The sequence below is a fragment of the Tenacibaculum sp. 190524A05c genome (genome assembly GCF_964036595.1).
In the GTDB taxonomy this organism is placed as follows: domain Bacteria; phylum Bacteroidota; class Bacteroidia; order Flavobacteriales; family Flavobacteriaceae; genus Polaribacter; species Polaribacter platacis.
Genome location: NZ_OZ038523.1, coordinates 1,657,361 through 1,672,914 on the forward strand (window position 1 = coordinate 1,657,361; position 15,554 = coordinate 1,672,914).

Below are 15,554 nucleotides of genomic sequence, written 5' to 3' on the forward strand. Positions count from 1 at the left end.
AGCTTTCCGACTAGCTTTGATTATCTTTTTTGGCTTTCTCGAAACTAACCTCCTTAAAAAATAACTTATTCCCTTTTGCATCTACCAGACATGCATTAGGATAAGGATCTGTAAGGCTTCTAATAAAATTATAAAGCTCTTCAAGTTCCATTGATTTTATTTGCTCAAACGATAATACACTTTCTTCTGGTTTTCTTCTTTTAAAATAAGTTCCTTCTTCTAACTTAGGGAGTACTGGTTCAATCTCATCATAGTTCTCAATAAAGTTATTCAACAATTTTATGGAGCTATTCTCTAGATTTTCAAAGACATTTGCCATAGAATCTCCCTCTAGACTTAAATCTTCTTTGCACCAAATATGTCCTCCATCTAATTTATCGCTAGAAAGAGTCATTAATGTAACTTTACTTTCTTTTATTCCCTGAATTATCTGATGCTGTAAAGGCGATCCTCCTCTAAACAGAGGTAAATCCGAAGGATGAATCCCTACACATAAATATTTTTCAGTAACCTCTCTTGGAATTATCCAACTCCATCCAATAAAAAGGATAAAATCTATATCTTCTTTAAAAGAATGTTTTTCATTATCATATTCCTCTTTAGAATGAATTATTTTGTAAGAATCTATTTTTGGATGTTTCGATACAGTATTTATTATATTGATTGCCCAATTTCTGTAACCACAAAAAATAACATTCATAGCTTACTTCTTTACATATTTAACTCTTTCAATATAAAGCCTCCCTTTTTCATCTTCAATATATCCATTCGGATATGGTGCTTCTAAACATCGGAAAAAATTATATAATTCCTCTGTATTCATACTCTGAAGGTCATTTTTTGTTAATCGACTATCTAAAGGCTTCCTTTTCTCTCTAACTATATCTTCAGAAGGCCATTTTTTCCACTCAATATTATTAGGGTAATCATTAACAAACATATTAAACAAGACTATACTCGTTGAAGTCATTTGATATAATATATCGTCCATATTCCCCGACAAATCTAGCACTACTTCATGGGAGTACAAACAATTATGTGTATGTGCTCTTTCTGATTCATTATCAAAAGTAAAACTAAAAACTCTATGTTTAGAAAATGTTAAACCATCAATTATTTGATTTTGTATTGGCGTTCCATAAGAATATCTATCTAATTCAGCGCAATGCACACCTATCGATTCAATTTTCGATGTTACTTCATCTCCTAACTCATCACTCCAACCACAAGAAATTAATAAGTCATAATCCTCTATATTTAGACTTAATAATTCTTCATGTGTTTTACATAGAACTAATTCTTCTAATTTTGGATTTTTCTTTAATGGGTTGTACACATCTAATGCCCATTCTCTATAGGCTAGAAATATTGCTTTCATATTTGTAGTTATAATTCTATGTTTGTCCACCAACCTGAAGGTATAGCAATGAATTTATTCATAAATTCATTAACTCCCTTTAAGTTAGATTTATTTTTAAAAACTGAATAAATGTTATTATTGATATGCACACTTGTTGCATAGAATCCTTTGTTTCTAAAGGATTTAATTTGTTCTCTTTTATTATTAGCCAAAACACCATATACCCAATAATTAGGGTTTGTGTCTTTATTAACTTTTAAAGGAACACAATTCTCTATATCGTTAACTATGGAGTCCCATTTAGATGCATTTTCTCTTTGTTTCGCAATTAATTTATCAACATCATCCATCTGCTTGTAACCAATAAATGAATTCACTTCATTCATTAATGCTCCGTATCCCTCCAAACTAATATCGCATTCAGGATTTATCTCATTTAATTCGTCTCTGAATTTTGTTCTGTCGATCCCATAATCTCTAATTCTTTTTGCTTTTTCGTATAACTTTGGATCATTAAAAGTTAATGCAGCACCATCGATGGTATTAGGTAGTCGTACTGTTTGAAAAGAGAAAACCGTAATATCTGTTCCTAAATTACCGACTTTTTTTCCATTAAAAACGGAACCAAAGGCTTCTATACTATCGTCAACAACCGGGATTCCATATTCTTTTCCTAGATCATTTAAATCATTAATATTTCCTAAGTACCCGCAATAATGATTATGGAATATAGCTTTAGTTCGAGTGGTTATTTTTTTCCTCACGTCTTCAACAGACATACTTCCTGTAGTAGGATCAATATCAGCCCAGATAACTTTCGCCCCTTTAGAAACAAATGGTTGATTCGAAGCTAAACAACTAACAGGTGAAGCAATAACTTCGTCTTCAGGTTTTATATCTAACGCTGAAAGAGCAACCAACAAAGCTTGATTATATGTACTGATTGACAGCACATATTCATTCCCTGTAAATTTTTTTAATTCGTCTTCGAACTTCCTACCGTATTTTCCATAAGAAAGTTTCCCTGAATAAAGTATACTCTGTATTTCTTCAGAAATATTTTCAGGCATGTATGGTTTAAATATTGGTATCATAACCAACCCTTCTTTATAATGTCAACTATATGTTTTCTATCTTTTTCTTCGACCCACCATCCACATGGAATATGAACCCATTCTTCTTCAAATTTATCTACATTTGGAAGTTTTACTTTAGATTCAGAAAATATAGAATGTGTGTCATTTCTTTTATGAAGTTCTGAAGCCATAATACCATTATCTGATAAATGCTTTATAAATTTTTCTCTTTCTTGAACTTTCATCGTATATAACCAATAAGATGGCTGCGAACCAGGATAATACTCCATTAACTCGATACCTTCAATATTTTTCAATTCTTGATCAAAATATTTTCCATTAGCTATATATTTATCAATAACACCTTCTATCTGCTCCAATTGGCATAAGCCAACTGCCGCATTTACATTATTCATGTGATATTTATATCCTTGAACTTTTATATCGTTCTCTAATCTACTAATACCTTTTTTTATTCCAAACCATCTTATAAGTTTAGCTCTTTCGAACTCCTCATCGTTTTTAATACATATCATTCCTCCATCAACTGTAGTCATATGCTTAATAGCCTGAAATGAGAAAGTAGTATACTTAAAATGATTTCCTAATTTTTGCCCATTATATGTGGCTCCAAGTGCATGAGCCGAATCCTGAATTACAGAGACGTTATACTTTTTTTCAATCTCTAAAAATCTTTCTACATTCACTGGTGTTCCTGCATAGTCAACCACCATTATTGCCTTGGTTTTATTCGTAATTTTTGCTTCAACACTATCAGGACATAAATTACCTGTTTTTAAATCTATATCAGCCCAGACAATTTTCGCTCCTGTTTGAGAAATTACCGTGTTCGTTGGCTCAGCTGTAATGGCTGTTGAAATCACTTCATCTCCAGGCTCCACACCTGCTAGTATTAGCGCAATATGTAAAGCTGAACTTCCACTATTTACAGATAAATTATTTTTACTACCGTTAAATTTTCCAAATTCTTTCTCAAATTCATCTACATAGGATCCCTGAGCAATGTAACCAGAATATAATACTTCACCTAGCTTTTCTAACAGTTGTTCTTTAGGCGGTAAGATAGTTTTAATTAAAGGTATCATGTCTTCTATATATCTTTAAGCTCATTTTTCACATAATCTAGAGTCAATAATAATTCTTTCATTTGCTCTACATTTAATCTTTCTGTATTATCTGAATTATATTCAACATCCTTTAATTTAGGACCATCTGTTGTGCGATATTTAGTATAGTTCAAATCTCTAAGGTCAGCAGGAACTCTATAAAAATCTCCCATATCATCAGCTTTCGACATTTCTTCCTTCGCACAAAGTGTTTCATACATTTTTTCACCATGTCGAGCTCCAATAATTTTGATTTCATTTTCACTTTCAAACAATTCTTTTAATGCTTTTGCCAATACTTCAATTGTTGCAGCAGGAGATTTTTGAACGAAAATATCACCAGGATTTGCATTTTTAAATGCAAACAATACTAAATCTACTGAATCCTCTAAAGACATCATAAATCTAGTCATATCGGGGTTTGTAATTGTTAGAGGCTTACCTTCTTTTATTTGCTTAATAAATAACGGAATTATAGATCCTCTTGAGCACATAACATTACCATATCTTGTAGCACATATAATTCCTCCATTGCCTTTAACTCTAGAATCTCTAGATTTAGAAATGGCTAATTTTTCCATAAGAGCTTTAGACATCCCCATAGTATTAATAGGGTAAACTGCTTTGTCTGTACTTAAAACCACCACCTTCTTAACATTATTAGCTGCAGCGGCTTCTAAAACATTTTCTGCTCCTAAAATATTTGTTTTTACGGCTTCTAATGGATAAAACTCACAAGAAGGGACCTGTTTAAGAGCTGCTGCATGGAATACATAATCTACTCCAATCATTGCTCTATTAATAGTATCAAAGTCTCTTATATCACCAATTATAAAATTCAATCTATCATTCTTATAATTAATCCTTAGTTCTTCTTGCTTCTTTTCGTCTCTACTAAATATTCTAATTTCTTTTAAATCAGATTTTAAGAACTTATTTAAAACTGCATTTCCAAAAGAACCTGTTCCTCCTGTTATTAATAATACCTTATCTTTAAACATAATTTATTTTATTACACCACAAAAATCTAAAACTAATTTATCTGAAGACAACTCAATCTTCTTGAACTCTTCATGAGCCACTAAAAACACAATAATATCGGCATTTTCAGCTGCCTCATTAACTCCTGTTAATTTAAAAACATTATGCTTTTCAATATTTGGCTCAACAATAAAATAATCTCCATTACTATCATTTTGTAAAACCTTATTTACTATATATTTCGCTGGAGACTCTCTTAAATCATCAATATTTGGTTTAAAAGCTAGTCCCATTAAAGCCACTTTAGGCTTGCGTCTATTTTCTAATTCAAACTTTAACTTTGCATTTTGAATTTTTTCTGCACACCAAAAGGATTTGTAGTTATTCACATTTCTTGCTGTTCCAATAATTTGTGATTCCATAGGATAATCAGAAACTATAAAATAAGGATCGACTGCAATACAATGTCCTCCTACCCCAGAACCTGGCTGTAATATATTAACTCTTGGATGTTTGTTAGCGAGATTAATAAGCTCCCAAACATTTATATCTGCCTTATCACAAATCAGGGATAATTCATTTGCAAATGCTATTTGTACATCACGAGATGAATTCTCTACAAGTTTACACATTTCAGCAGTTCGTGAATTCGTTCTATGTAATTCTCCGTTGACAAACCTTTTATAAAAAGCAAGTGCTTTATTTGTTGATTCATCATCTATTCCTCCTATGACTCTATCATTATGAACAAGCTCATACATTACATTACCTGGAAGAACGCGTTCTGGACAATATGCCATATAAATCTTATCTTTCAACTCAGGGCGAGCTTCATATATAAGATCTCGCATTTTCTCAGTTGTTCCGATTGGAGAAGTCGATTCTATGATATATAAATCTCCTTCTTTTAACAACGGTAATATTCCTCTTGTTGCTGATTCAACAAAAGAAATATCTGGTTCATTTTTACCTTTGAAAGGTGTTGGAACAACAATAATGTAAGTATCTGAAGCTACTGGATTTGTTCCAGCTCTTAAAAATCCATTCTCAACTGCTTTAGCAACTGCTTGATCTAATTCTGGTTCAACTATATGAATTTCACCTTTATTAACTGTTTCTACTACTTTCGGGTTGATATCAACACCAAAAACCTCAACTTTATTTTGTGCAATTAATGCAGCTGTAGGTAATCCAATATACCCAAGCCCAATCATTACAACTTCTGGATTTTTCATTTTACTATACTTCTTTTATAAATTGAACAATTTTTTCACAAGCATTACCATCTCCATAAGGATTATGTAATTCACTCATAACATTATAAATTGTTGAATCATCAATTAATTTTTGAGCTTCTGTAATTATCTTATCTTTTTGTGTTCCAACTAGAATTACAGTTCCTGCATCAACAGCCTCTGGTCTTTCCGTTGTGTCACGCATAACAAGCACCGGTTTCCCTAAACTAGGAGCCTCCTCTTGTACACCCCCACTATCTGTAATAATTAAATAAGATTGACTCATTAACCAAACAAAGGCAGGGTATGATAATGGATCAATTAATTTAATATTATCAATATTATTTAGAAGTTCATAAACTGGTTTCTGTACATTAGGATTTAAGTGCACAGGATATATTATTTGAACATCGTCATTTTTATTCGCCAAATCCTTAAGAGCTGAACAAATATTAATAAATCCGTCACCATGATTTTCTCTTCTATGACCAGTTACTAAAATGATTCTCTTATTAAAGTCTACAATTTCTCTTAATTTTTCAGTCTCACTATCAGAGTAATCAGAAGAGTTAACTTTATCTGAACTAAAATGTAAAGCATCAATAACAGTATTACCTGTTATCAAAATACTTTTTTTATCGATATTTTCATTTAATAAATTCTTCTCTGAGACTTTAGTAGGAGCAAAATGAAAATCACAAATACTTCCTGCAACGCTTCTATTAACTTCCTCAGGAAAAGGAGATCTTTTATTAAAAGTTCTTAATCCAGCTTCTACATGACAAACTTTTGCTCCAGAATAAAATGCGGCAATACTTGAAGCCATTGTAGTTGTAGTATCTCCATGCACATAAACATAATCAGGTTTAAACTCTTCTAATATTGGTTTTAAACCAGTTATAATATCTGCTGTCAGTGAATATAAATTTTGATTTGGCTTCATAAGATCCATATCAAAATCTGGAGTTATTTCAAAAAATTCAAGAACTTGATCTAACATCTCACGGTGTTGAGCAGTAATACAAACCTTCGTTTCAAATTTTTGAGTATCCTTTAAGAACTCTTTTACCAAAGGGGCCATTTTTATAGCCTCTGGTCTAGTCCCAAAAATTATCAGATTTTTAATTTTCATTGATCTATTTTTTACTGGGTTCTTAAAGTGACTTATCACTATTTACCAAAATATTTTTTACATCGTAGATCACTAACTTTTCATTACCTATTGAGGAGTAATCGATACTTTTAAATTCTTCATGAGCTACGGCAAGTACTACGGCATCATATTTACCAGATGGTAATGTTTGAGTTGATGTAAGTCCATATTCTTCTTTTACTTCTTCTTCATTAGCCCAAGGATCATAAATTGTGACATTAGTTCCATATTCTTTCAAAGATTGAATTACATCAACTACTTTAGTATTTCTAACATCTGGACAGTTTTCCTTAAATGTAATTCCTAAAACTAAGACATTAGCTCCTTTTATATGAACATCTTTTTTGATCATTAACTTTATAACTTCAGAACTAACATAGTCTCCCATACTATCATTCAATCTTCTACCTGCAAGAATAATTTCTGGATGGTAACCGTACTCTTGTGCTTTTTGAGCCAAGTAATAAGGATCTACACCTATACAATGACCTCCAACTAAACCAGGTTTAAAAGGAAGAAAGTTCCATTTAGTTCCCGCTGCTGCTAAAACATCATGTGTATTAATATCCATAAGATTAAAAATCTTTGCCAACTCATTTACAAAGGCTATATTAATATCTCTTTGAGAATTCTCTATAACTTTTGCCGCTTCTGCAACCTTTATTGTTGGAGCCAAATGCGTTCCAGCTGTGATTACAGAATTATATAAATCATCTACTTTTTTTCCTATTTCAGGAGTAGAACCAGAAGTAACTTTTAGAATTTTTTCAACCGTATGTTTCTTATCTCCTGGATTTATTCTTTCAGGAGAGTATCCTGCATAAAAATCTGTATTAAACTTTAGGCCAGAAACTTTCTCTAAAACTGGAATACATTCCTCCTCAGTTGCTCCAGGATATACGGTTGACTCATATATAACAATATTATTTTCACTTAAAACCTTCCCTACTGTTTCACTCGCTTTTATTAAAGGAATTAAAACTGGTCTATTGTTTTTATCAACTGGAGTAGGGACTGTAATTACATAATAATCACAATTTCGAATATCCTCTATAGATGTGGAACAAAACAATCCGTTTTCGTCATTAGGTTCTTTAACTAAAACTGATTGAAGAACTTCATTTTCAACTTCAAGAGTCGAATCAGTACCTGACATTAATTCTGCAACTCTCTCTTCATTTATATCAAAACCTACGGTTGGATATTTAGTTGCAAATAATCTGGCTAAAGGTAATCCAACATATCCTAATCCAATAATAGCTATTTTCGGTTGATTCATATTTTATAAATTTTCCCAATACCATTTAACAGATTCTTTTAATCCTTCCTGCAAAGAGTATTTAGGGTTATATTTAAGTTTTTGTTTTGCTTTTTTTATACTTGCTAGTGAATGAGGGATATCTCCAACTCTAGTTGGTCCATGATTCACTTTAATATTTTGAATATTCTTATCGAATTCTGATAGAAACTCCTTTAAATACTTAACCAAATCTAGCAAAGTATTTCTTTCTCCAAATGCTACATTATATACAGTATTAATAGCATCAGAATCTTTTGAGGATAATGCTAATAAATTTGCTTGAACTACATTATCTATATAAGTAAAATCTCTAGAATAATTACCATCCCCGTTAATAGTCGGAGACTCACCTTTCATTAATAAACTTACAAATTTAGGAATAACCGCAGCATAGGCTCCTTTAGGGTCTTGCCTTCTTCCAAACACATTAAAATATCGTAATCCGATAGTTTCCAATCCATATGTTTTAGAAAAAACATCTGCATATAACTCATTAACATATTTTGTTATCGCATAAGGTGACAATGGCTTTCCAATATTATCCTCCACTTTAGGTAAAGATTCTGAATCACCGTAAGTCGATGAACTTGCAGCGTAAACAAATCTTTTCACACCAGCATCTCTGGAAGCAACTAACATGTTCAAGAAACCTCCAACATTTACGTCATTTGAAGTTATAGGATCTTTGATAGATCTTGGGACAGAACCTAAAGCTGCTTGATGTAATACATAGTCAACATCTTCAACTGCTTTTTGACAGTCCTCTATATTCCTAATATCTCCTTCTATAAAATGAAAATTAGTGTTATCAAAAAGATGTTCTATATTTCTTCTCTTACCTGTAGCAAAATTGTCCAAGCAAATTACTTTGCTACCTAAACCTAAAAGCTTATCACAAAGGTTAGAACCTATAAAACCAGCACCCCCAGTTACAAGAATTTTTTTATTATTAAGTGTATTTTGTAATTCCATTTGTTCTTTGGCAGAAGTTTATTTCCCTATTCTTTGATAAGTTATTCCTTTTTCTTCCAGGTTGTAAGCTATATATTGATTTCTACCATCAAATATAACAGGCTCTTTTAATAACTTTTTTATTTCATCAAAATCTGGAGATCTAAATTCTTTCCATTCAGTCAGTAGAATCAAAGCATCCGAATCCTTCAAAATCTCGTATTTTGATTCACCATAATTAACATTTCTAACATTTTTTAAATAATGTGATTTCGCTTCATCCATGGCTTTAGGATCATATGCTTTAACTATCGCTCCTCTATCCACTAATTCATTAATTGTATATAAAGAAGGGGCTTCTCTCATATCATCAGTCCCAGGTTTAAAAGCTAACCCCCAAAGTGCAAAAGTTTTTCCTGTTAAGTTTTCACCATACATATTTACAATCTTATCTACAATTGCTAATTTCTGACGACTATTTACCTCATCAACAGAATTAATAAGTTGTGCATTATAGTTATTCTCCGAAGCGATTTTCTGTAATGCTTTTAAATCTTTTGGAAAACAAGAACCTCCATAACCCACTCCAGGATAAATAAAACTATAGCCTATTCTGCTATCTGAACCAATTCCAATACGGACATTATTAACATCTGCCCCTACTTTTTCACAAATATTAGCAATTTCATTCATGAATGATATTTTCGTCGCTAACATAGCATTTGCTGCGTACTTAGTCATCTCCGCCGATCTTACATCCATTGTAATAAATCTGTCATGAGTTCTAAAAAAGGGGCTGTAAATCTCTTTCATTTTTTTAAAAGCATTATCGCTTTGAGCGCCAATAACAACTCGATCAGGCTTCATAAAATCATTAATAGCATCTCCTTCTTTTAAAAACTCAGGATTAGAAACGACTTCTACTTTTAAATTCTCTCCTCTTTTATTCAATTCCTGTTGGATTGTTTCTTTTACCTTATCAGCAGTACCAACCGGAACTGTTGACTTATCTACAACAATTAAATCTTTCGTCATTTTCCCTCCAATTTCTTTAGCCACGGAAAGTACATATTGCAGATCTGCAGATCCATCTTCATCCATAGGAGTACCAACTGCTATAAAAACAACTTCAGCGTTTTTAATAGCTTCTTCTAAATTTGTAGTAAAAAAAAGGGTTTGATTATCAACATTTTTAAGAACCATTTTTTCTAATCCCGGCTCATAAATTGGAATAATCCCTTCGTGAAGTTTATTTATTTTCTCTTGATTAATATCTACACAAGTAACTCTATTTCCCATTTCAGAAAAACAGGCTCCTGATACTAGTCCAACATAACCTGTACCAATGACAGCTATATTCATAAGTTAATTATCCTTAGTTTTTAAACTTTCTTTCTCATGAACCTCTTTTCTAAGGCCACTACTAGAAAATCTATGCTCTCTTTTGTTAAAATATAGTTTTATACCTTTCTTTTCACAGTAATCTCTTCCTGTAAACATTTTATTCGCATACTCATCTCCTATTATCCTAACATCAATATGAAAGGATCTTAGAACATCCTCTAAGTCTTGTTCAGTAGCATAAGGAACAATTTCATCAACATATCTACATCCTTTTAACTGAATATACCTTTCTACAACAGATTGAACTGGTCTATTTTTTTCAGGTCTATCAAGAGTTGGGTCCGTTTGCAAACCGCATATGAGATAATCACATTGCCTTTTGGCCTCTTCTAACATCTTGATATGACCTGCATGAAGTAAATCAAATGCGCTAAAAGTTATACCTACTTTCATATTCTTTTCTCTTTTAATGAACAAATATATTAAGTTATTCTATAAACTAAAGTTTTTTTATACTTTATTAGTTTTATTTTATAGTAATATAAGAAATTAATAACTTAATATTCTAGAAACAATTTTTTCAGAAGCAGTGCCATCACCATAAAGTTCTTCATTCCAGTTCTCACCAACAGTAACCAATTCTTTATCTAAAGTTGAAAGGTCATTAAAAAGAAGAATATTATTCCCCCCTATCAGTGTTTCTACCCACTCTGTTTCAGTCCTTAACGTAATACATTTTTTATTTAACCAATACGCCTCTTTCTGCATACCTCCACTATCTGTAATTAATCCCTCAGAATGAACTAGATATGATAAATTATCTATATAAGATTGAGGAGAAATAAATTCAATGTTTGTGAATTTTTCAATATTCAAATCAAAAACACTCATATTATTCTTTGTTCTTGGATGAATAGGAAAAACAACCTTTTTATTCAGACTATTTAGTGAATCTAGAACATACCTCAACCTAGAATCATCATCCGTATTATAAGGCCTATGGAGAGTAGCATAATAATAGCTTTCTTCTTTAAAAGGTTTTAGAAGTTCATTTTCTTCAACATAAACCACGAGATCTTTCATGATATCACCTACCTCATAAACACCTTCAACCAATCCTTCTTTCTCTAAATTAGCAGACGCTATTTTTGAAGGAGTAAACAAACAACTCGAAACATGATCGGTAAGTACTCTATTTATCTCTTCGGGCATTTTTTTATTAAAGCTCCTTAATCCTGCTTCAATATGAAAAACTGGAATATGCAATTTAGAAGCTACCAACGCACCTGCCAAAGTAGAATTTGTATCACCATAAACCACAACACCGTTTGGTTTCTCTTCTAAAAGAATTTTCTCAATTTGAACCATCATTTTAGCTGTTTGGGCACCATGATTATCGCTTCCCACATTAAGCATATAGTCTGGCTTCCTCATACCAAGCTGCTTAAAAAATATAGCACTCATATTTTCATCATAATGCTGCCCCGTATGGATAGTTTTTAAATCTAACCTATCCACACAAGCCTTTTCAAAAGGAAAATGTTTTATAAATTGTGGTCTTGCTCCTATTATTGCAATAATTTTCATCAAGATTATCTATTAAAAGGATGAGCTTCTAAATCTTTTTTGGCAAATGGATGAAATTCCCCTTTCAATCCAGCAGGCTTTGAATTCCTGATTTCATGCACAATCTCTATCGCTTGCCTTGCATCTTCAAGCCCATAGCCATTACCTTCCAAAATACTTTCATACACCTTTGTGTGCAAGTCTGTAAAACCGCCAGAAAACTCTAACTCTTCCCCTTCTATTTTTATCGACCTATAAGTTCTTTGACCACTTTTCTTAATTTCTTCAGGTAACGCATTTTGATTTATAGATAAAAACCATCGTACTCGAGCTCTTTTAAACTCCAAATAACCAGCAGCTCTATCATGAGTATGAACATGAACAACATTAGCTTTAACCTCGCCAAAAACCCAAGACAACATGTCATAAAAATGAACACCTATGTTCGTAGCTATACCTCCCGATTTTGATTCGTCACCTTTCCACGACGTGTAATACCAATTACCTCTTGAAGTAAGATACGTTAAATCTATATCAAAAATTTTATCTACTGGCGCATTATCAACCTTTTCTTTAAGCTTAATTATACTTGGATGCATTCTTAATTGCAACACATTCCAAATCTTTTTACCCGACTCTTTTTCCATTTTTTGCAGAGCATCTATATTCCAAGGATTCAAAACCAAAGGTTTTTCACAAATTGCATCTGCTCCTCTTCTTAAAGCCATTCGGATATGTGAATCATGCAAGTAGTTAGGAGTACAAATACTCATAAAATCTAGGACTTGTCCTCTCTCGTATTTAAGTTTTTCTAAATGCCTATCAAATCGTTCAATTTCAACAAAAAAATCTGCATTCGGAAAATAACTATCCATTACCCCAACACTATCAAACTTATCAAGCGCAGCAATTAATTCATTCCCAGTATCTTTGATTGCCTTTAAATGTCTTGGAGCGATATATCCCGCTAAACCAATTAACGCAAACTTCTTCATTGAGTTATATAAATTTAATTTCAAAAGATCAAGTAATATTGACGATACTTGCACCTACAACAAACCTACAAAAACTAATACAAACAATATAATGTAGTAAAACAAAAAAGCCTTCAGAAAATCTGAAGGCTTTGGTGGGCGCGAAGGGATTCGAACCCCTGACCCCTTGGGTGTAAACCAAGTGCTCTGAACCAACTGAGCTACGCGCCCGAAATTTTTGTCAGGATTCGGTAAACCTGTATGCAATTTAGCTTTTGAGTTTTTGTGGGCGCGAAGGGATTCGAACCCCTGACCCCTTGGGTGTAAACCAAGTGCTCTGAACCAACTGAGCTACGCGCCCTCGTTTGCTATTGCGGATGCAAATATAACACAGTTTTGAATTCCGACAATGTTTTTTTTACTTTTTTTTCTTATAAAATTTCAGCCACCGTAAATGTGCTACCTCCCACAAACACTAAATCTCCAGAAGAAGAAACCTTAACAGCCTCATCATAAGCACACAACACACTTTCATACTCATTTCCTAACAATTCAAACTTTTTTGATTCTTTTTTTAAAATTTCCGCAGAAAGTCCTCTAGGCAAGTCTGGTTTTGAGAAATAATAAGTCGCTTCTTTTGGAAGTAAAGGTAAAATCTCTTCTAATTTTTTATCTGAAACAACACCTAGTACTATATGTAAATTGTCATATTTTTCTTTTTTCAGCTGCTTCATCACATAAGTTAACCCTTCTTTATTATGTGCTGTATCACAAATCACCTTTGGAGAATTGTTCAGAATTTCCCACCTCCCTCTTAGTTTCGTATTTCTTTTAACATTAAGTAAACCTTTTTTAATTACATCTGAGGCAACTTTAAAGCCTTTCAAATTCTGAACTGCGCAAATTGCAGTTTTTACATTATGGCGTTGATAACTCCCTAATAGATCAGTCTCATATACCTCTCCAACTACATCAGAAGCAAAAGTAATTTTAGAATCAAGTTCATTAGCCTTTTTAATAAACACATGCTCTATCTCTAATTGCTTTTCTCCAATAACTACGGGAACTTTAGATTTAATGATACCCGCTTTCTCACCAGCAATTTTCTCTAATGTATTTCCTAAGATCTGAACGTGATCCAATCCTATATTGGTTATTACCGACACTTCCGGAGTAATAATATTTGTAGAATCTAACCTTCCTCCTAAGCCAACTTCTATAACCGTAATATCAACCTTTTCTTTTGCAAAATAATCGAAGGCCATACCTACAGTCATTTCGAAAAATGATAATTGATGCTCTTCGAAAAAAACTTTATGACTATTAACAAACTCCAAAACATTCGCCTCAGGAATCTCTTCTCCGTTTATTTTAATCCTTTCTGTAAAACTCTTTAAATGTGGAGAAGTATACAACCCGACTTTATATCCAGCTTCTTGTAAAATAGACGCTATCATATGACTTGTAGAACCTTTACCATTTGTTCCACCTACATGTATAGATTTAAAATTATCTTCTGGATTCTTTAAATAATCGGCAAGTTGTATTGTATTAGATAGGTCTTCTTTATAGGCGCTTTTACCTTGATTCTGATACACAGGAAATTGGTTAAACATCCAATTGACTGCTTCTTGATAAGTCATAAATTTATTTAGATAAAGAAAATTTATAAATAATTGTTCCTCTTTGTTTTTCAGGAGCTTTACCGTCAGCATTCCATTTTGTTCTTAATGCGGCCTGCTTAGCAGGTTCCATTAAACAGGGTGAAGTATTCGTAGTTCCTCGTGCCCCTGGAATAGCCTTTACAACGTTTCCGTTTTTATCAACCTCAATACTCACAACAACAGTACCTTCTTCTTGACAATCTGGTTGTTCTATTGGTTTAGATAAAGCTTTTCTTCCAGAAAGATTATAATTTCCTCCGTAACCACCTCCTGTATTTCCATAATACTTATTGGAATTAGGATCACCTTTTTTATCTCCTTTTACACCAGGATCAGCATCATCTCCTTCTCCCTTAGCTGTTTCTCCATCCGCAGAATCTCCTTTCAATAAACTATTTAAAGCATCCGTTGCCGCTTTTGATGGTTTTGGCTTTGGTTTTTCTTTAGGTTTTGTTTCCTCTTTTTTTTCTTCAACAACCTCCTCTTTCTTGTCTTCTTTTTTTTCGACTACAGGAACATCTTTAGCTGAATCATCAGTTAACACTTCTTCTTGAACTTCCTCCTTAGGAGCTTCTTCCACTTCCTCAACTACTTCTTCCTGTTCCTCTTTAACCTCTTCTGTCTTAGGCTGAGTTGCTTTAACTTTTTCTACCGGAGGACCACTTCCAACATTTGAATCTCCATAATTGATCGAGACACCATATTCTATTGGAGGATCCATATATTTCATTCCAAAACCATACATAACGAGTAACAACAGTAATAAAATAACTGCTGTTATAATTGCTGATTTTCTTTTATGTATAGTATCAAACATTTGCAT

The 15,554-nt window shown here is 32.6% G+C and carries 15 protein-coding genes and 2 tRNA genes; all 17 read right to left on the reverse strand.

Annotated features, from left to right (window positions below; all coding sequences use genetic code 11):
- Positions 1-10 precede the first annotated feature (10 nt).
- Positions 11-700: a formyltransferase family protein gene (locus ABNT61_RS07060; protein ID WP_348745380.1), complete on the reverse strand. Its 690-nt coding sequence runs from the start codon at positions 698-700 to the stop codon at positions 11-13.
- 3 nt (positions 701-703) lie between these two features.
- Positions 704-1,378, reverse strand: coding sequence for a hypothetical protein (locus tag ABNT61_RS07065; protein ID WP_348745381.1), 675 nt, complete (start codon positions 1,376-1,378; stop codon positions 704-706).
- A gap of 8 nt (positions 1,379-1,386) precedes the next feature.
- Positions 1,387-2,454, reverse strand: a complete 1,068-nt coding sequence (locus tag ABNT61_RS07070) for a DegT/DnrJ/EryC1/StrS aminotransferase family protein (protein WP_348745382.1) — start codon at positions 2,452-2,454, stop codon at positions 1,387-1,389.
- Complete coding sequence (locus ABNT61_RS07075) at positions 2,451-3,542, reverse strand: DegT/DnrJ/EryC1/StrS family aminotransferase (RefSeq protein ID WP_348745383.1); 1,092 nt, start codon at positions 3,540-3,542, stop codon at positions 2,451-2,453. The genes ABNT61_RS07070 and ABNT61_RS07075 overlap by 4 nt, the downstream gene beginning before the upstream one ends.
- 5 nt (positions 3,543-3,547) lie before the next feature.
- Positions 3,548-4,564 (reverse strand): polysaccharide biosynthesis protein, encoded by a 1,017-nt coding sequence (locus tag ABNT61_RS07080; RefSeq protein WP_348745384.1) that lies wholly within the window; start codon positions 4,562-4,564, stop codon positions 3,548-3,550.
- A gap of 3 nt (positions 4,565-4,567) precedes the next feature.
- Positions 4,568-5,779 carry a UDP-N-acetyl-D-mannosamine dehydrogenase gene (wecC, locus tag ABNT61_RS07085; protein WP_348745385.1) on the reverse strand — a complete coding sequence of 404 codons (1,212 nt, stop codon included), beginning with the start codon at positions 5,777-5,779 and terminating at the stop codon, positions 4,568-4,570.
- Positions 5,780-5,783: 4 nt separating this feature from the next.
- Positions 5,784-6,911 (reverse strand): non-hydrolyzing UDP-N-acetylglucosamine 2-epimerase, encoded by a 1,128-nt coding sequence (gene wecB, locus ABNT61_RS07090; RefSeq protein ID WP_348745386.1) that lies wholly within the window; start codon positions 6,909-6,911, stop codon positions 5,784-5,786.
- A gap of 22 nt (positions 6,912-6,933) precedes the next feature.
- Positions 6,934-8,211 (reverse strand): nucleotide sugar dehydrogenase, encoded by a 1,278-nt coding sequence (locus tag ABNT61_RS07095; RefSeq protein WP_348745387.1) that lies wholly within the window; start codon positions 8,209-8,211, stop codon positions 6,934-6,936.
- Between the two features lie 3 nt (positions 8,212-8,214).
- Positions 8,215-9,204, reverse strand: coding sequence for an SDR family oxidoreductase (locus ABNT61_RS07100; protein WP_348745388.1), 990 nt, complete (start codon positions 9,202-9,204; stop codon positions 8,215-8,217).
- 18 nt (positions 9,205-9,222) lie between these two features.
- Positions 9,223-10,545, reverse strand: coding sequence for a UDP-glucose/GDP-mannose dehydrogenase family protein (locus ABNT61_RS07105; protein WP_348745389.1), 1,323 nt, complete (start codon positions 10,543-10,545; stop codon positions 9,223-9,225).
- 3 nt (positions 10,546-10,548) lie between these two features.
- Positions 10,549-10,980: an adenylyltransferase/cytidyltransferase family protein gene (locus ABNT61_RS07110; RefSeq protein WP_348745390.1), complete on the reverse strand. Its 432-nt coding sequence runs from the start codon at positions 10,978-10,980 to the stop codon at positions 10,549-10,551.
- Between the two features lie 96 nt (positions 10,981-11,076).
- On the reverse strand, positions 11,077-12,114 hold the full coding sequence (gene wecB, locus ABNT61_RS07115; protein ID WP_348745391.1) for a non-hydrolyzing UDP-N-acetylglucosamine 2-epimerase: 1,038 nt from the start codon (positions 12,112-12,114) through the stop codon (positions 11,077-11,079).
- A 5-nt stretch (positions 12,115-12,119) separates the two neighbouring features.
- A complete protein-coding gene (locus tag ABNT61_RS07120; RefSeq protein ID WP_348745392.1) occupies positions 12,120-13,088 on the reverse strand; it encodes a Gfo/Idh/MocA family oxidoreductase in 969 nt (322 codons plus the stop codon).
- Between the two features lie 132 nt (positions 13,089-13,220).
- Positions 13,221-13,298: transfer RNA gene (locus tag ABNT61_RS07125), tRNA-Val, on the reverse strand.
- A gap of 55 nt (positions 13,299-13,353) precedes the next feature.
- Positions 13,354-13,428: transfer RNA gene (locus ABNT61_RS07130), tRNA-Val, on the reverse strand.
- A 70-nt stretch (positions 13,429-13,498) separates the two neighbouring features.
- Positions 13,499-14,710: a folylpolyglutamate synthase/dihydrofolate synthase family protein gene (locus tag ABNT61_RS07135; protein ID WP_348745393.1), complete on the reverse strand. Its 1,212-nt coding sequence runs from the start codon at positions 14,708-14,710 to the stop codon at positions 13,499-13,501.
- A gap of 4 nt (positions 14,711-14,714) precedes the next feature.
- Positions 14,715-15,548, reverse strand: a complete 834-nt coding sequence (locus ABNT61_RS07140; RefSeq protein WP_348745394.1) for an energy transducer TonB — start codon at positions 15,546-15,548, stop codon at positions 14,715-14,717.
- Between the last annotated feature and the right edge of the window lie 6 nt (positions 15,549-15,554).

What these genes read in the sequence shown, in the direction of transcription:
- ABNT61_RS07065 (WP_348745381.1), bottom strand. Translation starts at nt 1,378, where the DNA reads ATGAAAGCAATATTTCTAGCCTATAGAGAATGGGCATTAGATGTGTAC.
- wecB (WP_348745386.1), bottom strand. Translation starts at nt 6,911, where the DNA reads ATGAAAATTAAAAATCTGATAATTTTTGGGACTAGACCAGAGGCTATA.
- wecC (WP_348745385.1), bottom strand. Translation starts at nt 5,779, where the DNA reads ATGAAAAATCCAGAAGTTGTAATGATTGGGCTTGGGTATATTGGATTA.
- wecB (WP_348745391.1), bottom strand. Translation starts at nt 12,114, where the DNA reads ATGAAAATTATTGCAATAATAGGAGCAAGACCACAATTTATAAAACAT.
- ABNT61_RS07140 (WP_348745394.1), bottom strand. Translation starts at nt 15,548, where the DNA reads ATGTTTGATACTATACATAAAAGAAAATCAGCAATTATAACAGCAGTT.
- ABNT61_RS07060 (WP_348745380.1), bottom strand. Translation starts at nt 700, where the DNA reads ATGAATGTTATTTTTTGTGGTTACAGAAATTGGGCAATCAATATAATA.
- ABNT61_RS07110 (WP_348745390.1), bottom strand. Translation starts at nt 10,980, where the DNA reads ATGAAAGTAGGTATAACTTTTAGCGCATTTGATTTACTTCATGCAGGT.
- ABNT61_RS07120 (WP_348745392.1), bottom strand. Translation starts at nt 13,088, where the DNA reads ATGAAGAAGTTTGCGTTAATTGGTTTAGCGGGATATATCGCTCCAAGA.
- ABNT61_RS07070 (WP_348745382.1), bottom strand. Translation starts at nt 2,454, where the DNA reads ATGATACCAATATTTAAACCATACATGCCTGAAAATATTTCTGAAGAA.
- ABNT61_RS07105 (WP_348745389.1), bottom strand. Translation starts at nt 10,545, where the DNA reads ATGAATATAGCTGTCATTGGTACAGGTTATGTTGGACTAGTATCAGGA.
- ABNT61_RS07095 (WP_348745387.1), bottom strand. Translation starts at nt 8,211, where the DNA reads ATGAATCAACCGAAAATAGCTATTATTGGATTAGGATATGTTGGATTA.
- ABNT61_RS07100 (WP_348745388.1), bottom strand. Translation starts at nt 9,204, where the DNA reads ATGGAATTACAAAATACACTTAATAATAAAAAAATTCTTGTAACTGGG.
- ABNT61_RS07075 (WP_348745383.1), bottom strand. Translation starts at nt 3,542, where the DNA reads ATGATACCTTTAATTAAAACTATCTTACCGCCTAAAGAACAACTGTTA.
- ABNT61_RS07135 (WP_348745393.1), bottom strand. Translation starts at nt 14,710, where the DNA reads ATGACTTATCAAGAAGCAGTCAATTGGATGTTTAACCAATTTCCTGTG.
- ABNT61_RS07080 (WP_348745384.1), bottom strand. Translation starts at nt 4,564, where the DNA reads ATGTTTAAAGATAAGGTATTATTAATAACAGGAGGAACAGGTTCTTTT.